Source organism: Chthonomonas sp. (genome assembly GCA_016788115.1).
Lineage (GTDB): Bacteria > Armatimonadota > Fimbriimonadia > Fimbriimonadales > Fimbriimonadaceae > UBA2391.
This window is the reverse complement of record JAEURR010000006.1, coordinates 258,178-280,149: the sequence shown is the minus strand read 5'-3', so window position 1 is coordinate 280,149 and position 21,972 is coordinate 258,178. Positions and strand designations below refer to the sequence as shown.

20 protein-coding genes and 1 tRNA gene are annotated in these 21,972 nt (G+C 60.5%); 6 read left to right on the top strand and 15 right to left on the bottom strand.

Features of this window, described 5'->3' with window-relative positions:
* Positions 1–3: 3 nt before the first annotated feature.
* Positions 4–930, bottom strand: a complete 927-nt coding sequence (locus JNM85_06470) for a zinc ABC transporter substrate-binding protein (GenBank protein MBL8087699.1) — start codon at positions 928–930, stop codon at positions 4–6.
* An 87-nt stretch (positions 931–1,017) separates the two neighbouring features.
* Between JNM85_06470 and JNM85_06465 the strand changes: the two genes are divergently transcribed.
* A tRNA-Val gene (locus JNM85_06465) sits at positions 1,018–1,092 on the top strand.
* Positions 1,093–1,529: 437 nt separating this feature from the next.
* Here JNM85_06465 and JNM85_06460 read toward each other — a convergent pair.
* On the bottom strand, positions 1,530–1,907 hold the full coding sequence (locus tag JNM85_06460; protein MBL8087698.1) for a cupin domain-containing protein: 378 nt from the start codon (positions 1,905–1,907) through the stop codon (positions 1,530–1,532).
* Between the two features lie 407 nt (positions 1,908–2,314).
* On the opposite strand from JNM85_06460, the gene JNM85_06455 reads away from it, so the two are divergent.
* Positions 2,315–2,830: a hypothetical protein gene (locus tag JNM85_06455; protein ID MBL8087697.1), complete on the top strand. Its 516-nt coding sequence runs from the start codon at positions 2,315–2,317 to the stop codon at positions 2,828–2,830.
* Between the two features lie 6 nt (positions 2,831–2,836).
* Here the strand turns inward: JNM85_06455 and JNM85_06450 are convergent, their stop codons facing one another.
* Positions 2,837–4,261, bottom strand: a complete 1,425-nt coding sequence (locus JNM85_06450) for a hypothetical protein (GenBank protein ID MBL8087696.1) — start codon at positions 4,259–4,261, stop codon at positions 2,837–2,839.
* A 496-nt stretch (positions 4,262–4,757) separates the two neighbouring features.
* Here JNM85_06450 and JNM85_06445 point away from each other — a divergent pair, with 496 nt between their 5' ends.
* Complete coding sequence (locus tag JNM85_06445; protein ID MBL8087695.1) at positions 4,758–5,417, top strand: PEP-CTERM sorting domain-containing protein; 660 nt, start codon at positions 4,758–4,760, stop codon at positions 5,415–5,417.
* A 17-nt stretch (positions 5,418–5,434) separates the two neighbouring features.
* Here JNM85_06445 and JNM85_06440 read toward each other — a convergent pair whose 3' ends face one another.
* The 4 genes from JNM85_06440 to JNM85_06425 form a co-directional block, all read right to left on the bottom strand.
* Positions 5,435–7,831, bottom strand: coding sequence for a DUF2339 domain-containing protein (locus JNM85_06440; protein ID MBL8087694.1), 2,397 nt, complete (start codon positions 7,829–7,831; stop codon positions 5,435–5,437).
* 64 nt (positions 7,832–7,895) lie between these two features.
* Positions 7,896–8,294, bottom strand: coding sequence for a VOC family protein (locus JNM85_06435; GenBank protein MBL8087693.1), 399 nt, complete (start codon positions 8,292–8,294; stop codon positions 7,896–7,898).
* A 52-nt stretch (positions 8,295–8,346) separates the two neighbouring features.
* Positions 8,347–9,648, bottom strand: a complete 1,302-nt coding sequence (locus JNM85_06430; protein MBL8087692.1) for an O-acetylhomoserine aminocarboxypropyltransferase/cysteine synthase — start codon at positions 9,646–9,648, stop codon at positions 8,347–8,349.
* 137 nt (positions 9,649–9,785) lie between these two features.
* Entirely contained in the window at positions 9,786–10,025 is a 240-nt protein-coding gene (locus JNM85_06425; GenBank protein MBL8087691.1) for a zf-HC2 domain-containing protein, read from the bottom strand.
* A 355-nt stretch (positions 10,026–10,380) separates the two neighbouring features.
* On the opposite strand from JNM85_06425, the gene JNM85_06420 reads away from it, so the two are divergent.
* Positions 10,381–10,947 (top strand): sigma-70 family RNA polymerase sigma factor, encoded by a 567-nt coding sequence (locus tag JNM85_06420; GenBank protein MBL8087690.1) that lies wholly within the window; start codon positions 10,381–10,383, stop codon positions 10,945–10,947.
* Positions 10,948–11,700: 753 nt separating this feature from the next.
* Here the strand turns inward: JNM85_06420 and JNM85_06415 are convergent.
* From JNM85_06415 to JNM85_06385, 7 genes are all read right to left on the bottom strand, one after another.
* Positions 11,701–13,026 carry a hypothetical protein gene (locus JNM85_06415; protein ID MBL8087689.1) on the bottom strand — a complete coding sequence of 442 codons (1,326 nt, stop codon included), beginning with the start codon at positions 13,024–13,026 and terminating at the stop codon, positions 11,701–11,703.
* Between the two features lie 173 nt (positions 13,027–13,199).
* Positions 13,200–13,916: a hypothetical protein gene (locus JNM85_06410; GenBank protein ID MBL8087688.1), complete on the bottom strand. Its 717-nt coding sequence runs from the start codon at positions 13,914–13,916 to the stop codon at positions 13,200–13,202.
* Between the two features lie 47 nt (positions 13,917–13,963).
* Positions 13,964–15,412: a DUF4139 domain-containing protein gene (locus tag JNM85_06405; protein ID MBL8087687.1), complete on the bottom strand. Its 1,449-nt coding sequence runs from the start codon at positions 15,410–15,412 to the stop codon at positions 13,964–13,966.
* 84 nt (positions 15,413–15,496) lie between these two features.
* Entirely contained in the window at positions 15,497–16,162 is a 666-nt protein-coding gene (locus JNM85_06400; GenBank protein MBL8087686.1) for a (d)CMP kinase, read from the bottom strand.
* Entirely contained in the window at positions 16,159–17,430 is a 1,272-nt protein-coding gene (gene aroA, locus JNM85_06395) for a 3-phosphoshikimate 1-carboxyvinyltransferase (GenBank protein MBL8087685.1), read from the bottom strand. Before aroA ends, JNM85_06400 begins: the two co-directional genes overlap by 4 nt.
* Positions 17,430–18,278: a prephenate dehydrogenase/arogenate dehydrogenase family protein gene (locus tag JNM85_06390; protein MBL8087684.1), complete on the bottom strand. Its 849-nt coding sequence runs from the start codon at positions 18,276–18,278 to the stop codon at positions 17,430–17,432. The genes aroA and JNM85_06390 overlap by 1 nt, the downstream gene beginning before the upstream one ends.
* A 91-nt stretch (positions 18,279–18,369) precedes the next feature.
* A complete protein-coding gene (locus JNM85_06385) occupies positions 18,370–19,437 on the bottom strand; it encodes a hypothetical protein (protein ID MBL8087683.1) in 1,068 nt (355 codons plus the stop codon).
* Positions 19,438–19,471: 34 nt separating this feature from the next.
* Here JNM85_06385 and JNM85_06380 point away from each other — a divergent pair, with 34 nt between their 5' ends.
* Complete coding sequence (locus tag JNM85_06380; GenBank protein MBL8087682.1) at positions 19,472–20,362, top strand: UbiA family prenyltransferase; 891 nt, start codon at positions 19,472–19,474, stop codon at positions 20,360–20,362.
* A complete protein-coding gene (locus tag JNM85_06375) occupies positions 20,359–20,979 on the top strand; it encodes a hypothetical protein (protein ID MBL8087681.1) in 621 nt (206 codons plus the stop codon). Before JNM85_06380 ends, JNM85_06375 begins: the two co-directional genes overlap by 4 nt.
* Before the next feature lie 4 nt (positions 20,980–20,983).
* On the opposite strand, the gene JNM85_06370 is transcribed toward JNM85_06375, so the two are convergent.
* Positions 20,984–21,922: a serine hydrolase gene (locus tag JNM85_06370; protein ID MBL8087680.1), complete on the bottom strand. Its 939-nt coding sequence runs from the start codon at positions 21,920–21,922 to the stop codon at positions 20,984–20,986.
* Positions 21,923–21,972: the final 50 nt, after the last annotated feature.

Here is a 21,972-nt window from a genome sequence, read left to right as displayed (position 1 = left end):
CGGTCACTTCAGGGCCTCAACGATCGTGTGCACATTGTGCTGGACCATGCCAGGGTAGGTCCCATCGGCGGTTCCGTCTTGGCCCATCGCGTCGCTATAGAGTTTGCCCCCGATCTTCACGTCCCAGCCGCGTGAACGGACTGCTTGCTGCAGCGCCTCGATGGTGGCGGGCGGGACGCTGGTTTCGACGAAGATCGACTTCACTTTGCGGTCGGCGATGAGGTCGGCGACCCGGCGGATGCTGCCGGCAGCGGCTTCGGCGGCGGTGCTGGTCCCCTGGATACCGACGACCTCCAGCCCGTAGCGACGCCCGAAGTAGCCGAAGGCGTCATGGGCGGTGACGAGTACGCGGTTGGGTTTGGGAATGGTCGCGAGGGCGGCCATGGTCTCCTGATCGAGCGCTTTGAGCTTCGCATCGAGTTTGGCGGCATTGGCCACGTAGTCAGCCTCGTGTTTTGGGTCGTTTGCGACGAGGGCGGCGGCGACCGTCCTGGCGACTTGCTGCCACAGCGTCACATCGAACCAGATGTGGGGATCGAATTTTCCCGCGAAGCCGGGTACCTCGCGCAGCAACGATTCTGGGATGTCTTTGGCGACGGCGACGGTGGGCTTGCCGCCCTGTACCATCTTCTCGAAGATCTCGGTCATTCGGCCCTCGAGCTCCAGGCCGACGTATAACACTAAGTCTGCGCTTTCAAGCTTAGTTACATCGCCTGCGGTGGCACGGTAGAGGTGGGGGTCAATGCCGGGACCCATCAGCGCGACGGACGTCACGTGCGGCCCACCGATCTCCTTCACGAGGTAGTTCACCATGCCGACGGTACTGACGACGTTGAGCTTGCCAGTCTCGGCTTTTGGAGCCGGGGTGCATCCGCACACGACCCCAACGAAAACCAAGCAAAGGAGCACCGCCCGCCAGATTGAACACATGCTAAATATCATAGCATAGTCTAAGTCTTGTGGCAGTTCTAGATGGTGCCTTCCCGCGCCAAGTTGGGGGTAGAATGGTCGTCTTCCGGGCGGTTAGCTCAGTGGTAGAGCACTTCGTTCACACCGAAGGGGTCACAGGTTCAAATCCTGTACCGCCCACCAGGCTTTCGCTTCAGCACGATCCACCCTTGGTGCGAGGCTTTGAGCAATACTCGATCGGAAAACGGCAGTTTCTCAAGGTCCCCAATTCGCCAGAAACGTCCTTGTATTGTTGGTATTGGGTTAGGGGTCTCTCCGCTGAGGGGTAGCGCGGGGTTTCTTGCGGGGTCAGCCAGGAAGATTCGCCCTCAGAATGGACCTCGACCTTGGTCGCGGCGTCGGGGCAGGTATTGAGCATGATCTCGTGCATGCTTTCACCCTTCTTGGCTTGTCAAGCAGCTTGAGCTTCTGGTGAAGCTCATCGAATGAGGCGGCCAGCTGAGTCACTGCGGACCCTACGCAACGCTGGACGTTACGTGTTACCAAACGGACATCACCGGGAGCATTAGGAATCGTACGAGGCGGAGCCAATCAGACATCGGGGAGCGGCCTCGCGCCGGTCACTCCCCGATAAGCACGACGCTCTCTTGCTCGTTGGGGTCGGTCCGGGCGATTACCGCCACCGCGCGGGAGTCGCTTGGGTTGCGAGGACAATGCGGAACTCCCGCCGGGATGTAGATAAAGTCGCCCGCTGAGACCGTGTCGCGGTGCTCCAAATGGGGACCGTGGGTGAACTCAGCGGTCCCTTCAAGCATGTAGATCGCGGTTTCGTGGGACTCGTGGAAGTGCGGTTTGGCCTGCGCGCCGGGCGGCATGACGAGCATATGCATGCAGATTGCTTCCGCGCCGACGGTTTCGGCAGAGATACCGCTGAAGTAGTCCAGTCCCTGTTTGCCATGAAACCCCTCGGAACTGCGAACGATGCGACACTCTTTCATGGGGTGAGTATAGCGGTTGTACCGAGTCGGGCGGGAGGAGTTGATTGCTGGCCAAGTAAGGCGCAGTCGTACTGCTTTCCCAACGGACTTGCCGCTTGCCCCCGCTCGGCTTGTTCCGCCGGCTCATCCGTTCTCGCAGGCCAGCTAGCTTGATATTCTTTCATATTCTTGTTCCCTTTCATTGGCGAGGCTGTGAGTCGTACAATTCAACGCACGTTGAGCCTGTTGCTCAGGCTGCAGCACCCCAAGGCCGTTGCCTTCCAAATGAGAACAACGCGAGTCGAGTTCGTTTTCCCCGACGGAAGCGCTGGCGCTCATCGCACCCAGTGCAGGGCTCTGCCCCGCGCGGAAACCTCCACCAGCTTCTTCTGGAACTTCCCGCACCCGCGTTCAACGTATTGGAACGTATGGATTCCGCGACCGTACGAGAAGCGTTCAAGCGGCAGAACCACGCTGCACTGGCGACGCTGCGACAGATCATCGATGAATGCCCGCCCGAAGTCTGGACCCAGGGCGAGCATCCGCGGACCTTTTGGCGACAGCTCTTCCACGCAGCCGGGTACGCGCACCTCTACCTGTATTCGAACCTGCAAGCGTGGCAGCGGTGGCCAAAGCACCGTGTTGACTGCACCTACCTAGATGGGGAAGCGGAGGTCGTCGAGCCCTATACTCAGGCTGAAATGCGCGAGTTTGTGGACCTCATCGACAGCGAAGTGGACGCGCAGATTGATTCGCTCGATCTCGATGAGCCACATTGCGGTTACAACTGGTACCCCGGGGTGTCGCGGTTCGAATTGCTGATTCTCAGCTTGCGGCACCTGCACGGGCACATCGGTCAGCTCGATGAGCTGCTCCGACCACACGGGATTGACATCGAGTGGCGCGGCGAGTACTCGCCGCGCGAGCTCGATGCATGCCGGTAGCTGCAGCTACACGGTCAGGTCGGGCCACCGCTCCAGCAGCAGGACGCGCACCTCGTCGTCGCCGAACAGGCTGACGGGGCGAGGCGAATCTGCCGCAATGAGCATCGCGACAATCTTGGCGTAGTCGGCATCTGGAGCATCGCTCGGCGCGTGTTCCGAGGCGTGCATCGCCCACTGTAGCGGGATGGCGTTGTACACATCGGTGGCGTCGTCGAGCGGTGGATTGTGGCGGAGCAAGATCTCGACACTTTGCGGAATGCCGGCAAAGCACGCCGCATGGAGCGGGGTTCCATGGCTGTCGTCGCGGTCGGCGTGCCCAAATCCGCCAGCAAAGAACGCCTCAATGAGCTCATGGCGACCCAGCCAGATTGCCCCCGTGAACGCCTTGCGGCGCATGGTGCTCAATCGTGCATGCTCCTCGCGAAGTCGACCCGCCTCGGCCACGTCGCCCCGCCAACATGCCGCCAGGAGCAGATCGGCGGGCGAGGGTTCGTACTCACCGGGCAGAGAGTATCCGCGCTCGAACGCGAGCTGCCGGGCGGTGACGAAATCGGTCGTAAGATCGGGGTCTGCTCCAGCGGTTACCAGTTGGTCCAAGATTGCCTGGCTCCGACCTCGCCGGATGGCGTGGACCAGCGCGTTCGGGTAGCGCAAATCCGGGTGGTAGTCGAGCATGAGCTGAAGGCCCGTCGGGTCCTCGCGATCAAGCATCCGAAGGACGGCGTTTGTGCGCTCGAACTTCGCCCCCGCCTCGAGAAGCAGTCGCAGGCAGTCGTGCTCTGGGACCTCGGTTGAGTGGTAGAGCGACTCGTTGTCGTTCGGGTTCGCGCCCGCATCCAATAATAGCTTGGTCGCGCCGGGAGATCGGGCCATGCCGCTCGCGCAGTAGAGCGCGGACAGCGGTGTGCCGCCATCGTAGGGGTGGATGAAGGACGCGTCTGGATCGGCTCCCCGGCGCAAGAGCTCGCCCACGATCCGTACCATGTCCGCATCGCGCTCGCGAGCCAGTGGGGACGCGCATGCGTAAACCAGCGCGGGTGCCTTGCCCTCTCCGAGCTTGGCATTCACGTCGCTTGGAAGCATCGCCAGCAGGGCGTCGTAGTCGAGCGCAATGGCGGCCCCGGCCGCGGACAAACGGGTGACGACCGGGTGGAGGCCGATCGCTCGGGCCGACTTCTTGGCATCGCTCCCCCCTAGGATGCCGCGCTCAATGACGGCGAGGATCTTGGCGTTGCCCGAGGCTGCGAGGAGCACTTCCTCAACATGGTGGATGAGCCGCGGCCAACTGGCGAAACCGTAGTCTCGTGCGAGCGTGTGCTGCGCTTGGTGGAGGCGAGCGGCGGGGTCTTGCTGACGCAAGGCGGCGAGGCGGTCTTTCGCCTGCGCGCGCAAATGGTCGAGCGAGGGCTGAGTCGGTAGCTGTAGATTCATAGATCCGATCCTGTTACGGTCTGTGGCCTACCGTGCAGACCCAAGGTCGGTCGTTGTCACGATGAGATTGATGTCAGGTGGGTTCAACCCTTCCCGTAGGCCCGGGTGCGACCTGCTCGCATGACGGCATTGTATCACAGCTTGCGGGCTCGTAGAAATGTTGGTACTTCTACGCATTTCGTTGTATTCTAGATTTCGTAGACCTACTTGGTCGCAATGGAGAGGACTTAATGAAATCTTGCCGATATGCTCTAGTGCTTGGTGTTGCTTCCGCGTCGACCTTTGCGTTCGCTCAGGCAAACACTGGTCAGGTCTTGACGGCGGGGAACGATGTATTCGCGTTTGGGACCGCAGTGTCCAATGGTGTGCCGGGGCGGCTTTGCCGCTGCACACTTCGTCAGTCGCGTCTACACTCACATCGAATTGTCTGAACGTCAGCGAGCCCGCAGGGAGCCCTAGAAAGCGCCATGTTTCGGGAGGTAACTGGTTCTACCGCTTGGGTAACGACACCCGCGAACGGCAGCTCGCTAATGCGACAACAAAGGTCCTCAGCGGCACGAATGCTGTGGAGTACAACTACATCGGCAATCTCGTCACCGCGGGGAGCGCGGTCGTCCAGGATGTCGATGCGCAAACTTGCTATCAGTTGACGGATACCGGACCAAACACGGTGCGCCTGTACACGTACTTGTGCTTCAACAATCGTAGCGCCGCCACGATCACTGCGAACGGGTTCTGCGTGTTCGACTTTGATGTGGATGGGACCATCGGAAACGATGTGGTCCAGCCGCTGTTCTCAACCAGCGCGCTCAAATCTTGGACGATGACGGACGGCTTGTCGACCGGGCGCCTGACAGGGCCGGGTTGCTTCGGCGCGGCGGCGGGTACCGCCAGCCAAATCGCTGCGGCCATGACGAACGGGTCCGTGGACACGTTCTTCCCCGACGTGAACGCAGGGGGAATTGCGACTCCCGGCAACTATCTGTTGGGCCTGGAGTTCCAGACGATTCTGTTCCCGGGGCAGTCGGTTTGCTTCCCGGTGTACATCGACTTTGGGGTGAATGGGGAAGTCCCCCCGATCGTTCCCGAGCCTTCGACGCTGGCAATGGCTGGCGTGGCAATCGGTGCGTTCGTCTTGCGCCGCCGCCGCCGCTAACGACGAGAAGGGCGGGCTCAGTGAGCCTTCCCTTCTGCTTCCTCGCTTGCGCCCGCATGGCTACGCCAGACGATGTACCCGTAGCCTGCGCCGGTCATGACCAATCCGACGACGAGGAATACGGCCGCGCGGATCCCCGGGTCTAGTGCGCTCAAGTCGACCATCATTATGCGGCCGACCGTGATCGCGAAGACCACCAGGCTGGAGTAGCGCAGTACGCGATCCTTGAGCCGGAACCCGGCGCACATGATCAGGAGCGCGTACATGACCCAACTCATGCTGGTGGTCGCGTTCTCGCGGATTCCGAGCAGGTCACCGAGCAAGTGCAGCGAGATGAAGTCCGCCGTGACGATCCAACCGCAAACCGCGATGCCGACCTTTGCGAGCGTGGTGGATTCCTGCTTGATGAGGACGTAGAACACTCCGAGCGAACCGATCGCGGAGAGTTTGATCAGCAGCATCACCAAGATTGGAAGAGTGTGCGGGGAGAAGGAGAGCGCCGCTACACAACTGGCGACGGTCGATACGCCACAAAGGGCGATGTCGGCTCGAAGCCGGGTGCGAAGCCCGAGCACGGCCCAGATGATGCTCACTGCAGCGATCGCCGTGAAGGCAGCGGGCTTCGACTGGTCGTAGCCGCCGATTTGGTAAGCAATCGATTCCACCAGTCGGATCGAAATCAGGGAGATGCCCAGACCAACAAACCCGCGCACGACAGCGCTCGTTCTCGCTCCCTGAGTTTGGATTGCGGAGATGACAAGTGCGGCCAGATTCATTGTCAGGGCCGCCAGCTTGACGGTGGGCTGGCCGTCAGCTGGCTCGCGCAGAACGGGGAGCATCACTGCGATGGGAGCAAGAGACGCATAGAAGTAGAAGAACGCTTCTTTGCGGACTCGCAGCAGGATGATCGAGAAGCTCAGACTGGCAATGGAGGTCGCGAGAAGGGTGCTGTCCACCAACGTCAGCGGCGCAAATCGGGAGCGAGCCGTGTACGAAATCATTTCGCCCAAGAGAACGACGAGCGCGCCTGATTGGCCGTAGACAAGGACGTCGAGCTTGGGTAGTTGCTTCTGATGAAGCTCGTAAATGACGTTCAGAGCTATCGCCAAGAAAAGGCACAGCAGCGCCGTCCACGTCGCGGCGGGGGTGATGGGCGGCCACCCAACAAGTGCGTCTCTTCCGTAGAAAACGACCGCACAGAAGAGGCCAGTCCCGATGCTGAAAATCCAGGCGAATCGACCGAGATGGCTCCAGGCGAGCATGGCTAAGACCGCCGCTTCGATGCCGTAAATGGCCGTCGTCCGCGAGGCATCCAAGCACATCGGGGCAACTATAAAGACAAGGATCGACGCACCGCACAAGAGGCTCACCCGCGAGCCGGTGTCGCGGATGACGGCCCAGCCGAGTGCAACGGAGGTGACGGCCAACCCGACGAGTTCAAGGGCGGTGCTCGGGCGTGCCCAGAACAGGAGCGTGAGTAGTCCTCCGGTCATGAGGACGAATGCAGCGAGCCAGCGCTGTGAATAGTCGGTCTCTTCGCGGGTTGAGTTCCCCGCAGCGAGGGCGAGAATCAGGGTCGTGCCATACAGAGCGATCGCACCCGTACCATGGCTCACCGCAGCTAGCGGGACAAGCAGACAAGCCGCCGCCGCCACCCACAAGATCATCAGCATCTTCGTCCAGCGGTACCGGGCCCCGATCCATGCCGCCGGGGCGACGATGACATATTGCAGGGCAATCTGGGTGACGAACGATCGTTCGGACCCCGCCATAAGCGTCGCCACCAGGCCTCCCAGCATGCCCATTGCCAGGAACGACTTGGACCGGAAGACGGTCGCGTACGCAAGGTTCAACAGACTCAGCACCACCGCGAGAACGACGAGCGTTTCCGCGGAGATCAGATGCTTGTAGGCGTGCGCCCCGGTGAAGCTGGCGTAGAGCCCGGCTGAACCGACCGCGGTCATGAGCTGGCCGAAGTCTTCGCGATCGTTCCTCCTGACGAACCCGAGCACGATGAGGGCCAAGCACCCGGTGATCTCTCCCGCAAACTGAACCGTCGGGGTGATGATCCCTCTTCCAATCAGTACGGCAGCCAGGAGTAGGAACCCAAGCAGCATGACCGCTGCTCCGCCACGGAGCAAACCGTTGATCCCCAGGGAGTACTCCAACTCATCGGCGGTCTTCTGGGTTGTCCGCGTGGGCTCTGTGGGCACGATGACGGGCGGGGGAATGACGCGAACATCCTCTTCAGCGGTCCACTGGAAGGGCTGTACGGGGATGGTCGTCCGGGCGGGCGGAAAGTCGGCAGTACGACCGATCTCCACATCGTGCCTCCGTTCGAGTCGATCAAGGCGTTGGAGGATCTGTTCAAGCGAGGCTTCGAGCCGATCTAGACGGTCTTGGTTACCAGGCATAGGGTTCCTACCGAGGATTGCGCTGATGAGTGCAACGCTACCGTAAGGACGATCACTCCCGGCTTTATGGCATCAAGCTGCCAAACACGATGCGATAGCCGTTCGGGTCTTCGATGACGAAGTCCCGCAGACCGTACGGGTTATCCATCGGGGGGCGGACGATGCGCGCCCCACGCGCTGATACTTCCTCGTAATAGCGGTCCACGTCAGGAAGCATGATGTAAGCATCGCACTCGATCTCGGAACGCGCGGGCATCGGCGACCACTGTCGGCGGAGCTGAAAGTGAAGTCTCACACCGTCACGCGAGACAATGCCGTACACGCCGCCGGGTTGGCTGGGGTCGGGCGAGAAGATGCCCTCTTCGGGATCGAGTGTGAAGCCAAGCACATCCCGGTAGTATTCGACAGACTTGCGGACGTTCGGCACGCCCAAGATGGGCGCGGCAATCCAGCGGTCGCTCATGGCACCATTCTATCTATCCCTGGCGCAGGAGCGCCAGGGATAGTCGCCACCGTCAGATCGCCCGAAGTGCTCGGTCGAGGTCGTCGATGATGTCGTCGATGGATTCCAGTCCGACCGAAAGCCGGATAAAGTCCGGGGTGACGCCCGCGGAGAGTTGCTCGTCGGGCGCGAGCTGCTGGTGGGTCGTGCTCGCCGGGTGGATGACGAGCGACTTGGCGTCGCCAATGTTCGCGAGCAGCGAGAACACCTTTAGCTCATCGATGAACTTCACTGCTGCATCGTAGCCGCCGCCAATGCCGAATCCGACGATCGCGCCGTACTGGCCCCGGTGAAGGATCGCCTTGGCCCCGGCATGGTTCTTGCTGGTGGTCAGACCCGGATAGTTCACCCACGAGACCTTGGGATGCGTCGAGAGGAACTCGGCCACCCGCTTGGCGTTGGCGCTGTGCCGCTCCATGCGCAGGTGCAGCGTCTCGATCCCTTGCAAGATGAGGAACGCATTGAACGGCGAGAGCGCTTGGCCCTGGTCGCGCAGGCCCTGCACGCGCGCCTTCAGACCGAACGCCACATTGCCGAGACCAGGAAAGTCGCCGAAGACCTCCCAGAACTTCAGGCCGTGGTAGCTCGGGTCGGGCTCGGTGAAGTTGGCGTAGCGACCACTGCCCCAATCGAAGTTACCGCCGTCGATGAGAGCACCGCCGATGCTGGTGCCGTGCCCGCCGATGAACTTAGTAAGCGAGTGGACGACCACATTGGCCCCGAGCGGGATCGGGTTGCACAGGTACGGCGACGGGACCGTGTTGTCGATCATGAGCGGGATGCCTAGCTCCTTTCCGATGGCACCGACGGCCTGGATGGGGAAGGCATCGAGCTTGGGATTGCCGATCGACTCGCCGTAGAAGAGCTTCGTCTTGTCGGTGACCGCGCGCCGGAAGTTCTCCGGATCGCTCGGATCGACGAATTTGACGTGGATGCCAAGTTTGGGCAGGGTGTAGTGGAAGAGGTTGTACGTACCGCCATACAGGGAGTTGGCGGAGACGATCTCGTCGCCCGCTTCGCAGATGGTGGTGATGGCGAGCGTTTCCGCCGCCTGACCGCTTGCCGTGGCAACGGCCGCCGTCCCGCCTTCGAGCGCCGCGAGCCTCTGCTCCAACACATCAGTCGTGGGGTTCATGATCCGGGTGTAGATGTTCCCGAACTCTTGGAGGGCGAAGAGCCTCGCCGCATGCGACGTGTCGTCGAAGACGTAGCTCGTGGTCTGGTAGATGGGGACCGCGCGGGACTTTGAGGTCGGGTCTACCGACTGACCGCCGTGCAGCGCCAGGGTTTCGAAACGAAGGGTGGGGGAATCAATCGAAGTGCTCACAGATCGTCAAGTCTCCTTAGACCTAAGATTGTGAAGCCAGCGAACCTGAGATACCGCCCAAACGGAAGAGTGTGAGGAGTGGGCCCTAGAAAATGGAACGAACAAAGCCTCGGGGCGGCCCTAGGCTAGTTGTTTACCGAGAAATACTGCTGCGGCATGCGCGGCATGACGGTGCTGAGGACGCCCGCGATGCGGACCGTCTCGGCCAGCGCGGTGCGACAATGCTTGCAATTGAAGAGGTGAGCGCTCACCTGTTGAGCCTCGGCATCAGGGAGCTCGTCGCAAACAAAGAGGTAGAGCAACTCAGTCGTATCTTTACAACTAAGCTTCTTCGCTGCGATCAAATCGTATTTTCCGGGTTCCAAGAAAACTTCCTCGTTTAATAGGCCTGCGCCACGTCTGGAGTCCCTTAACTCGCGGACGTTTGGCCCGCTGAAATAGACTCTCGAAAATCAATCTTTGTTCAATATCGGTTCAAAACATGCCGATTCGTGACACAACCTGGCACTTATTCCGACATGTGGAAAGTTATCCCCACCGCAATTATACGGGATATTGTTAACTTTAGTTGCCGGCGTCACAATTCTCCGAAAAATCCACAATATCATAGTAGAGATCGTGGAACCAAAACGGCCGCATGGCCTGAGGATCGCCTCGGTCCTAGATTATTTTCGGCAGACGCTGAATAGTGGCGCTGAATCCGAATGGGGAGTGTAACAAGTGAGCAACGTACCGGAATCCGTGTGCGTAGCTAACTGGGCACGGCAAACGAGTGAAGGTGACAAGACGAACTTGGAGAACCTCGCAGGTTATCTGCGGGGACTGCTGGTGCGTCGGTTCATCCAATTCGGTTTGACCGCAGAAGAGTCCCAGGAGCTCGCACAAGAATGCCTTATCGACGTATTACAGAACTTATCAAAGTTCGACTCTGAGCGAAGCGCGCTCGGAACTTGGGTCAGTGGTTTCGCCAGAACCACGATTCGAAGTTGGCGACGGCGCGAGTATTCGCGACGCACCGCAGAGATTGGATTCGAAGTCGTGCCTGAAGTCCCGGTAGAGGACGGCTGCATGCTGGAGATCGAAAACTCTGTGGGCAACAGCCTTCGCAAGCTGCATGTCGTGGATCAAGAGCTCCTTTTCATGCGATTTAACCTCGGCCTCAGCTTCGACGAGATTGCTGACCGGACCGACATGACCAGCGTCAATGCGCGCAAGCGGCTCTCGCGAGCCGTCGAGCGACTGCGACGCGACCCCGAGATCCGCGCGGTGGTTGGGCTAGGCGCCTAGCTGCTGCGAACCGAACAGACCCCAACTCAAAACACAGCATCGAAAGGAGAGACACGGCCGCACCGCTCGTTGGAGCGAGGCGGCCGTTTCACTTTTCGTTGGGCGAGTTAGGCGTGGGGGTCGCCTCCCATGCCCGGTGGCGCGAGCTCGGGCGGGAACTAGTGGGCGAAGACTGGTTCGCGACGTTGGGCGCGAAACTCGCTTATGGTTCTTCGTTCCCGGAGGGGAAGGACGATTTTGAGGGAGTCGGGGCCAGCTGGCGGCTCCCACAGGCTTTGGAGGTTGGAGCTCTCGAGAAGAGAGACAACGGAAAGGTCTCGGCATCGTGACACATCCGGCAAACAAGCGAGTTCAGTACATCAATCTAGATCTAGAGACGTCAGATCTGCACAGTCCTTCCGATCAGGTGGAGACTCGAGGCCATGGCAGTCCCTCAGGGCGAGAGGGGAAAGTGCACGAAGTTCCGCAAGTTTGGAGGTGCGTCGAGTGTATGGCAACTTAGAAGACCCAGTGCCGCTCCATCCTCGATGGTGTCTAGCGGATTGGCCTCCGGGGAGACGCGGTGACACTCGGCATGTAACAACCCAGGAGTTGGAAACCAGGTACGGAGCCCCGAGCACCTCCACCGGGTACGAAACGCAAGCTTCACAGTTGACCAAATTGTGATAGCAGCGTTCGAAGATAGACTAGAGACAGAAGAAAAGAGCCCCGGCGCTCTCGCTCCGGGGCTCTTGCGGAATCATCGAACGTCGATTAGACGTCGTCGCCGACCTTCTCGTAGTTATCCGAGACGATGAAGTAGTCGAACAGGTTGATCTCTCCATCCTTGTTAAAGTCGGCGGTGGCATCGTAGCCTGCGTCGCCGTCCACGGTCTCATACTTATCCGAAAGGAGCAAGTAGTCGAAGAAGTCAACGGTGTTGTCCTTAACGCCATCGCCATTCAGCGGAGTGAAGTTCACGTTCGTAGCGTTGCCGCCCGAAACCGTGATCGCCACGCCCTGGCGGCAGTGGGTGAGACCTTCGCCGTACGCCGTGTACGAGCCATCGGCAAGCGTGATCGGCAGCGAGTAGTTGCCGCTTGCATCCAAGGTCACGTTGGTCGGAGCCATGACTTGGGTACCGCCGCCGTTCTTGATGTAGATGCTCATGGTCTTGCCAGCCAGGTTGAAGAGCGGGTCGGTACCGAGGTTAAACTTACCGGTCATCAGGGTCTGGAGACCGCTGCGGAAGTTGTCCACGAAGACCCAGTGCTTCTTCGGCGTGGCTTGGTCGGCGTCAAGTGGCGAGATGCCGATGCCTTCAAGGCCGATCAAGTTGTTGCCGCTGGCGCTCGAGAGGAACGCGTTGGAGCCCGAAAGGCGCACAAACGTGTACTTCGAAAGGTCGCTCATGTCGAAGGTCAGCGTCTTCCACTGGCCAGCCGGAACGACAAATCCGCCCTCGAATCGAGTGGCCGAAGGGAGTGCGCCCGGACCCGCCGGTGCACCACCCACGATGGCAACGCCGAATGGCGAAGATGCAGTGATCGAGGCCGGGCTCTGACCGACCGCGAGACCGGTGTAATTGGCTTCGCGAACGATGAGTGAGACTTCGATCGATTCGACCGAGTAGATGTCGAACGTCACCGGCTTTGTGATGTCGATGGCCGGGCAGAAGATCTTGTTCGTGCCGGTCGAGATGGCCGACGAAGCGCGCAGGAAGGTGCGAGCGCCGTCCACGTGGCGACCGCCGCCCGTGGTGGCACCCGGGCCCATGAAGCTGAACTTCAGTTCGAGGGCGTTGGTGTTGTTGCCAGCGGGAACCGGACCGGTACCGCCGCTACCAGCGGGGTTGGTGATGCGAGCAATGTTTCCGTTCGGGAAAGCGCTTGTCTGGAGCGTGGGGTCGTCCCACTTGCCGACGTTTAGGTTGGTGCCAGATGCCGTGGAATCGATCTGGCTAATAAAGAATGAACTAAAGACCGCGGGGGCCGAGGTGGCGAAATACTGGTTGTCGAAATCGACGACCGTGGTTGCGGCGATGGCACTTCCGGCCAAGGCGGCGCAAGCGGAAAGAATAAACAGACTCCTCTTCATCATTGAAAACTCCGTACGATAACTCGTGATAGGGTGCACACAGCAATGCGTGCGTTCCCACCCTCATTGTATAGCAAATTGAACCTAAATGCGGTTCAAAAAGCGTTCAAAGATATGAAAATGCGCCCGGATCTTTCGAGCCGGGCGCAGGGTCACCGCAGATGTACGAGGTTTTCTTACTTGCGAACGAACGCCATGGAGATCTGCTCGCTTGCGCCGGGCGTCTTGACCATCATTTCAAGTCTCTTGCCGCCTTGGAGAACGCGCATGTTGAAGACTACCTTGTCTGCGCTGCCGGTCGAAGGCTTGCCGTTCGTAAGCAGCGGGTGCAGAGCGATGGCGGTCCCTTCGGCGGTCACCGTGCCGGAGTAGGTCATGAACTTCTTGGTGGTACCGAACTTGCGAATGTACGTGCCGTCTGCCTTGATTTCAAGCTCGGAGAAGAATGGGCTGCGGCCCTTGGCTGCGAGCTTCTTATCCATGTCCTTCATGACAGCAGACTTTTCCATCTCGTAGGTGCCGACCACCGCAGTGAAGTCGCCCTTCGGTTCGACACGCTCGGCAGGAACCTTGGCCTCTTCCGGAGTCGGAGGTTCGGGCTTCGGGGCGTTGGTGTTCGCCCCGCCCTTAGCGGCATAGTCCGGACCTGCCTCCTTTTCCTCTTGCGGAGCGGCAGAGGAAGCGGTGGACCCTGGCGTCGCCGCGCCCTCGGGCTTGGCACCTTCCGTGGTGGTGCCTCCGGGGGCGGTAGTGCCAGCGTTCACTTGACCCTTGATACCGGGTGCGCCAGCGGGAGCTTGCATGGCCCCATCGGGTTTCGAGCTCGAACACCCAGCGAGTACCAGAGATGCACCTAGTACGGCGACAAAACCTAACTTCAACAGCGTCTTCATAATTCCAGATTGTGTAACAAATTCCGTGCCGGACTCAGTTCCACGCACTAGCGCCCCCACCGATTCTCGACCGTAAAGGTGACCTTCTTGGTGGAGTTCGCTTTGACGGGAACGATGAAGAGCAGTGTCTCTGCGTTGGGCCGGGTGAAATCATCGGAATTCTTGGTGACTTTCCAATCGCCCCAGAAGCGCTCGATCAGATCGACCGTTTCGTCGGTGTCCTTACGATTCCGAATTTCGATTTCATAGCTTTCACGTGCGCCAATATTGCTGCGCTTGGAGCCTGCGTCGCTGTAGATGTACTCAAACTTCGTACGCTTGCGCTCCACGACGATGTCAAAGGCACGACCTACGACGAGTGACAGCAGTTCGTCCTTGGGCGTGTGGTCGATGGCGTCTTCTCCCAGCATTTGCAAGGAGCCCGAACTATCTCGTTGGAATACCTTGACCTGCCCTTTCGGCATTGGCATCCCCATCTTGTTCTCTTTCGAGTTCTTGAATTCGATGCGAACTTGGGGCTTCATCGAGCCAGTGCCGACCTCCCCCTCGTTCGCGCGCCAACCCTGATAGTTACGCATTGGGTCGATGACCAAGCGTTTCTGGACCTTGATCCCGGTCCCTTCGAGCAGGCTTAGCTGCTTCTGCTCGTTGTTGCGGACCGTCGCCGGCCGTCCCAGGGTGTAGAGGTGATAGTCCGCGAACTGTTCTTCGGCGAAATCTGCCTTGGTCATCGGGGCCGCTTCCACGCCCCCGGAACCCCGCGGTGCACCGAAGTCTCGCGGTCGATTCCGCTCGACTTCACCGGCAAGCAGCTTCAGCTTTGCGTCCTTGAACGTCATGCCCGAGCCGTTGTTCATGGTGACCCAGCCCTTCACATCGCCCATGCTGCCCGACTGGTCCAGGGCCAGCACGTAGCTGGCGCTCCACGAAACGCCGCCCGTGAGGTAGCTGAGCTCGACGGTGTTGGCCCCAGCCTTGGCGCATTCGAGCTCCCACATGAGCGTGGGGCGGCTGATGAGTCCGTCCGGGATGGAGGTGACTTCGATCTCACCCGTGGGTGAGAGCAGAATTCGTCCGTCCTTCGTCTGCAGGACCATGCCCGAGTAAACGTAGTTGCCCGCCGTGCCCGCGACCTGACCGGGCGCGCTCAGCAGCGTCCCGACAATTCGCTCCTTCGAGCCATCTGGATTCACGCGGTTGAGCGTGATCTCGGATCCGACCGCCTTGAGCAAAATGGCTTGGGGGCTGATAAGGTCGTACTGATAGTTTTGCTCTAGGACGCTGAATGACCCCGGAGCCGAAACACTCCGGATACCTACCGAATCGGTTTCGATCTGCGTCGCAACATCCTCGATGGCAACGCGCTGAAACCCTTTGTTGAGTTGTAGTTGCCGGCTCTCTTTAACGAGCGCAAACCCTTGGTTGTAGACCGTGATCTCGGTCGCTTGGGCCGACGACGCGGCGATGACAGAGGCGAGCAATGATAGAGTAGACATAGTTGATCTCCCAGCAAAAGTCGTTGCTTCTAGGTGCTTAGACGCACGGCACCACTAGGGAATGTCACACACCGGTCGGATCGTTCAAACTTTCCGTCGGAGAGCAGCGATGATCTGCTCGACGATGGTCTCGGGCGAGACCCCAAAGCTCTCAATCCGCAGGGCATCTTTGGCGATGGAGAGTGGACTCTCGTCCCGCGTGTAGTCGCGGTGGTCTCGCTGGCTGATCTGGCGAAGAAGCTCGTCGTAGTCGATCTCAATGCCGCGCTCCTGGAGTTCCTTGTGCCGTCGTTTTGCGCGCTCCTCCAGACTCGCGGTGAGGAAGACCTTCAGGTCTGCGTCCTTGGCGACCACGGTCGTGGTGTCTCGACCTTCTAGCGTGTAGCCACCCTCGTGGATCATCGATTGCTGTCGAGCGACCAGGTGACGCCGGACGCTGGGATAAGCGCTAAGCGCGCTCGCCAACTCGCCAATTTCGGGTGTGCGGATCGACTCGGAAATGTCCTCGGCCCCGAGCCAGACCGTCTGCGGGTCGCCTTCGCCAAAGTGAACGTCGAGGTCCCGAGCGATCTCGGCGATACCCGGCTCATCCGCGACCGACACGTGCGAGCGTGTGACCTTTAGGGCGAGTGCCCGGTACATTGCGCCCGTGTCTAAATATCGCAAACCTAATCGGTGAGCTAACAATTTGGCAACCGTGCTTTTGCCTGCACCAGCCGGTCCGTCGATCGCGATTACCCAGTTACTCATCCCTGCAACGTCTCCAAATCACTCCAGAATCCAGGATAGCTCGTGGCGATCGCGTCCGCGCCCTGGATGATGGTGTCTCCTTGCGCAATCAGACCCGCGATGGCGAACGCCATCCCAATGCGATGGTCTCCCTGGGCATCGATGGTAGCGCCGCACAGCGGCGTCGGTCCGGTGATGATCATGCCGTCATCGGTTGGCTCGACCTTTGCGCCCATCGCCCGCAAGCCATTCGCCACGGTGAGAATCCGGTCACTCTCCTTGACTTTGAGTTCGGCCGCATCCTGGATTGTGGTCGTTCCGTGGCATTGGGTTGCGAGGACGGCAAGGACCGGGATCTCGTCGATGAGTCGAGGCACCAAGTCGCCGAAGATCTCGAAGGGCCGCAAGGTCGCGCGGCAGGACAGCCGGAGGTCGGCGATCGGTTCGCCCAACTCATCGCGCTCGTTCGTCGCTGCCCAAGGGATGCCTGCTTGCGTAAGAACGTCCAAGAGCCCGGTTCGGCTGGGGTTGGTGCCGACTTGCCTGAGTTCGATCTCGGAGCCGGGGAGCAGTGCCGCCGCGACCGCCCAGAATGCGGCGCTCGAGATGTCGGCGGGCACATTGAACTCAAATCCGTCCCACTTCGTGCCACCGTCCACCCCGACTCCGCCATCGCAGCGATCGTGGAGTTGCACCCCAAGCGCGCGCAACATGCGCTCGGTGTGGTCGCGGCTCGGCGCTGGCTCGGATACCCAGGTCGTGCCTTCGGCGCGTAACCCAGCGAGGAGAATGCAGCTTTTGATCTGAGCGCTGGCGACGGGGGAGGCGTAGTCAATCGCGCGTAGCCGGCCGCCCTGGAGGGAGAGTGGGGGAGTATCGCCTTCGATCTTTGCGCCCATGAGACGAAGCGGATCGGCTATACGCCGCATCGGGCGTCTTGACAGCGAGGCGTCGCCGATGAGTCGTACATGCAGCGGACGCGAAGCCAGGAACCCGCTGAGGAGTCGCATCGTGGTCCCACTGTTTCCGCAGTCCAATTCGTGCTCAGGCTGCAACCACTCCGGGGCGGGGACGATTTTGAACCCATTGCCTACTCGCTCTGGTAGGGCTCCCAACTGCTCGAGGCACCGCAGCGTACTGACGCAGTCTTCGCCCATGAGTGGGTTTAGGATTGCGCTCGGGGACTGCGCTGCCGCGGCAAACATGAATGCGCGGTGGGTGAGCGATTTGTCGGAGGGCGTACGGATGGAGCCCCGCAGCGGTCCAGAGTGCGAGACGACGATCTCCATCACTCCGAGTTTACTTGGTGGAGTTGCGGAGTCACCGCCCGATACCGTGCGGTTTCCGCCTTCTCGATGATCTCGCGTAGGCCAGCTGTGTTCCCCTCTGCGAGCATCTTCTTGGCCGCTTCGAGCCGTTCGATGAGAGTCCCGAGGGTGCCTTGGAGCGCTTCCGAGTTCATACTGAAAATCTGCTCCCACAGCGCGGGGTTGCTCCCACCGACACGGGTGAGGTCTGACCATGAGCCGCCATGAATGTCCGGTTTACGCAACTCGCTAGCCATGGCGAGCAGTTCGTTTGCGAGGACGTGCGGCAAGTGGCTCAGCAGCGCGACGTGCTCATCGTGCTCTTTTGGCGAGAGCCGCACCGGTCGTGCATCGAGCGCGTAGACCATGCGTTGGACCCAAAGGTAGGCGTCTTGATCTGTCTCGGGGAACGGGCACAGAATCCACGAGGACCCATCGAACAGATCTTTGCGCGAGTATTTCACGCCTCCTAGTTCCCGGCCTGCCATGGGGTGACCACCCACGAACCGGGAGCGCAGACTCTCGGGGACCGCATCCATGATGACGCCCTTGACGCTGCACGTGTCGGTGATCACGGTTTGCGGACCGATGATGGGTTCCAGATCGCGCAAAAGCTGCGGGATGGTCTCGGGTGGCGATGCGAGGACGACCATATCGGCCAAGCTGACGTCGTCTAGCGAGCCCGTCGCGATGCTAACGCAACGATGGCTAACGGCGGTTGAAAGAGAAACGGGGTCTGGGTCGTAACCGATGACCGATTCCGCAAAGGCCGAGTCGAGTAGGCCCAATCCAATGGAGCCCCCGATGAGCCCCACCCCTACAACGACCACTATCAACGTTCTCCCCGCATGCTTTCTGGATGACTACCACAGGCACGGGCAAAACGTTGCAGAGCCCGCTGTACTTGAACAGACGCTCAGATTATGGCTTAAGTGTGGTTCCTAGATGCGGAAAATGGAGTGACTCTAGTACTTTCAGCGCACGCTCCGCTTGTTCCATCCCGCCTCCGGTCGCAAACTCTTGCTCGTCGTGCACCCACTCGGGGGGAATCTCTTCGTTTCCGGCGAGCACGAAGACTGCCGCGGACCACATCCGGACCGTGGTTGGGACGTCGTACCCACCCCCACCGCATACCACCAGGGGCAAGCCGGTGTCGCGCACGATCCGAACGGCTTGTAGCCAACTCTCTATCGAGTTCTCGATGCCCGCCAAGGGATCGCTCCGATGGCTGTCCGCTCCCGTTTGAAGCACGATTGCCTGGGGAGCAAACGCCTCGACCGCTGGTAAAAACGAGTGCTCGAAGGCCCAGATCCACACGTCGTGGGTGGTGCCCAGCGGGAGCGGCATGTTCAGCGCCGTCCCCTGCGCTCCACAAGTTTCCGCCCGACCCGTACCCGGATAGAACCCGGGGGTCATCTGGTGGATGCTGTACGTGAGCACCCTTGGGTCTTTAAGGAAGAGGTCCTCGACCCCGTCGCCGTGGTGGACATCGATATCCACGTACATCACCCGTTCGTACCGCTCAAGGAGGGTGTGTACAGAGACCGCCGGGTCGTTCAGAAGGCAGAAGCCACTCGCCATGCTCCGCTGAGCGTGATGCAGTCCTCCGGCCAGATTGAACGCCAGCGGGGCACCCTCGTTCACCGCGCGTGCCGCCGCAACCGCCCCTCCACAGATGCTCAGGGCCGCTTCGAGCATGCCCGGAAAGGTGGGAGTGTCGAGGGTACCAAGGCCGTACCGAGTGACAAACCCGGAGGGCAGATAGTCTCCCGAACTGCCCCGATCCAGGGCCTGAATGTAATCCGGCGCGTGAAGTTTGAGCACCTCTTCGCGGGTTGCAACACCGGGATCGATGACCTCGAGCTTGGCGAACTCAAGCAAGTTATCGAGCGCTTTCTTCGCGCGGTCGATGCGAAGTGGGTGCCGCGGGCCAAAGTTGTACTCCAGCATCCGCGGATGGAAATAGAACTGGGGAATGCGAGCTGCCACGATCCAATGCTACCGCCTAGTACAATGACGTGCAATGGCGGCAAAGAGTGCGTCCGGAGGTGTGTTGCGCACCTACCTGGAGATGATCAAATTCGAGCACTCGATCTTTGCGCTGCCTTTCGCACTGATCGGCATGATGTGGGGCTCCTTGTCCTACAGCGGCTCGGCTTGGCCCGGTTCACGGGTATTTGTCTTGATTGTCCTCGCGATGATTTCGTGCCGCAGCGCGGCCATGGCGTTTAACCGAATCGCCGACCGACACATCGACGCCCAGAACCCACGAACGTCAATGCGCGCGTTACCGGCCGGGCTCCTGCAGCTGCGCCAGGCGAACCTGTTCTTGGTGCTGAGCGGGTTGATTTTTTTTGCCGCGGCATGGGCGCTAAACCCGCTGGCTGGGATGCTCTCACCGGTCGCGCTAGGGGTGACGCTACTGTACAGTCTGACGAAGCGGTTCACGCCGTTGTGCCACCTTGTGCTCGGTCTGAGCTTGGCCATCGCACCCGCCGCCGCGTGGATCGGGGTGACTGGCTCGCTGCACCCGGCCATCCTGCCGCTTGTGCTCGCCGTGACATGTTGGACGGCAGGATTCGATGTCATCTATAGCCTGCAGGACGAGGAGTTCGATCGGGAGAATCGGTTGCACTCGCTACCCCAGTGGCTGGGCAAAGCCCGGGCGCTTGGTGTGAGCAGGGTATTGCACACCATCGCGGCGGGGAGTTTGGTTTGGGCGGGTATCAGCGCGGGAGCGGGCGCGATGTATTTCGTCGGAGCTGCGGTCGCGACGGGTTTGCTGATCTACGAGCAGTCGCTCGTACGGCCCAACGACCTCAGCCGGGTAAATCTCGCGTTCTTCACCCTCAACGGCTTTGTGTCGATCGGGCTCTTCATCTTTACGCTTGTCGACTCGTGGGTTGCCGCGTGAGCCGACTCTTCGGCCGTGTCGGTCGCCCGGTCGGCGATCTCTGGCTGCGCTTGGAGAGCCCGGAGCAGCCGCGCGACGGGTGGCGCGAGGAACTGCTTGCGGCCGCCGTGAACTCCGGCGCAGTGCTCGATCTGTCACACCAGACTGCGCTTTGGGGTGGGGACCTTCACGCCGCACAGAACGAGGTCATGGTTACCGGCGGGCGCGAGCTCGAACGGTCGCAGGACCGAGCCGATGCCATGAGCCGAATGCAGGAAGAGATGCTGCAGCACCTCTGCGCCATTGGCAAACCGTGCATCGACTTCTACTTTCTGCGCGTAGCCCGCGCGTTAGAGGAGTTCCAGATCGATGCGGCCCTGGAAGTCCTTGAAACTGCGCGAGCAGAAGGGCATATTCGTCACCTCTGCCTTTCCCCGGAAGGGCCACCACTGGCGGTGCTCAGCGTGTGGCAGTTCCACGATGCGTTCGAAGGGATCGTCCTCAGCCAGCAGAATGGAGCGCAGCTCGCCCCGGTTGCGGCGGAGCGGAACTTAGGAGTTCTGTGGGATGCGCCGACGGTGAACACGCCGCGACGTGTGCGCGTTTCTTCGGCACATGAAGTCGCCGGTTTGCTCTAGGCTGCTATTCGATCCCGCCGCCCGTCGGGCCGAATTTCTCCCAGCCTTCGGGTCGGACGTACTTCTGACCTGGGTTCAAGGTGTTCCAGACCAGGTTGCAAAGTTTGCCCAGCAACACGTCGCCTTCGTTGTCCGCGGTCCAGCGCTGATCCTTCTGGTCGTCGGTGTAGATGCTCAGGACGTAGGGGCGCTTGCCCAAGATGTACGCGGTCTCACTGCGGCTGCGGCTGATCGCGCCGGTCTTGTTGAATACGCGGACTTCGGGAGGTGCGCTCGCACCAGCCCAGTCATCCCAGTACTGTCGGCCCAGGATCTTCAGTAGCCGTTCTGCACCTGCTTGAGTCTTCGTCGCTTCGCGTCGGGCGATGCGCAGCCACAGTTGGGACATCTCGTTGGGGGTCGTCATGCCCATTCCGTACGAGCGGTTCCAGCGCTTGAACCACGTTCCGTCGGCAGGCGAATAGCTCAGAAACGCGGTTCGTTCCAGCCCAAAGCCCACCATTCGATCTCGCACCGGCTGATTCCCAACCCACATGCCGACCATCTTGGTGGCCGTGTTGTCTGAGTACGTGATCATGAGATTGCACCACCCGTCAAGGTCGATCTTGATGCCGTCCTTCAGGTAGTAGCTCCACATGCTCGCCATGTTCGAGGTCCGCTCGGCGGTCGGTGGGATCTCTTTCGTGTCGGTCCACTTGAGCTTGCCCTCTTCTACTTGGTTGATCGCCTCAAGCAAAAGGACCGTCTTGATTGTGCTCGCAGTGGGGAAGCGCTGCTCGCCGAGCAGGCTGATCTCCCCGGGCTCGTGGACCATGCGAACCGAGTAGCCGATCTTTCCCTTGAACCCAGCACACAAGGCGTCCATCTGGGTCTTTAGGGCGGCCAAGTCGCTGGAGGGAGCGGCGAGCGACATCACGGTGAGAGCAGTGAGTCCCAGAAACATCCTTCTATGTTGGCATGTGTTCCGACGTGATGCGCCATGATAAATCGCGC

Coding starts and splice junctions, on each gene's coding strand:
- JNM85_06470 (MBL8087699.1), bottom strand. CDS start 930: ATGTGTTCAATCTGGCGGGCGGTGCTCCTTTGCTTGGTTTTCGTTGGG.
- JNM85_06460 (MBL8087698.1), bottom strand. CDS start 1,907: ATGAAAGAGTGTCGCATCGTTCGCAGTTCCGAGGGGTTTCATGGCAAA.
- JNM85_06455 (MBL8087697.1), top strand. CDS start 2,315: ATGGATTCCGCGACCGTACGAGAAGCGTTCAAGCGGCAGAACCACGCT.
- JNM85_06450 (MBL8087696.1), bottom strand. CDS start 4,261: ATGAATCTACAGCTACCGACTCAGCCCTCGCTCGACCATTTGCGCGCG.
- JNM85_06440 (MBL8087694.1), bottom strand. CDS start 7,831: ATGCCTGGTAACCAAGACCGTCTAGATCGGCTCGAAGCCTCGCTTGAA.
- JNM85_06435 (MBL8087693.1), bottom strand. CDS start 8,294: ATGAGCGACCGCTGGATTGCCGCGCCCATCTTGGGCGTGCCGAACGTC.
- JNM85_06415 (MBL8087689.1), bottom strand. CDS start 13,026: ATGATGAAGAGGAGTCTGTTTATTCTTTCCGCTTGCGCCGCCTTGGCC.
- JNM85_06410 (MBL8087688.1), bottom strand. CDS start 13,916: ATGAAGACGCTGTTGAAGTTAGGTTTTGTCGCCGTACTAGGTGCATCT.
- JNM85_06405 (MBL8087687.1), bottom strand. CDS start 15,412: ATGTCTACTCTATCATTGCTCGCCTCTGTCATCGCCGCGTCGTCGGCC.
- JNM85_06400 (MBL8087686.1), bottom strand. CDS start 16,162: ATGAGTAACTGGGTAATCGCGATCGACGGACCGGCTGGTGCAGGCAAA.
- aroA (MBL8087685.1), bottom strand. CDS start 17,430: ATGGAGATCGTCGTCTCGCACTCTGGACCGCTGCGGGGCTCCATCCGT.
- JNM85_06380 (MBL8087682.1), top strand. CDS start 19,472: ATGGCGGCAAAGAGTGCGTCCGGAGGTGTGTTGCGCACCTACCTGGAG.
- JNM85_06370 (MBL8087680.1), bottom strand. CDS start 21,922: ATGTTTCTGGGACTCACTGCTCTCACCGTGATGTCGCTCGCCGCTCCC.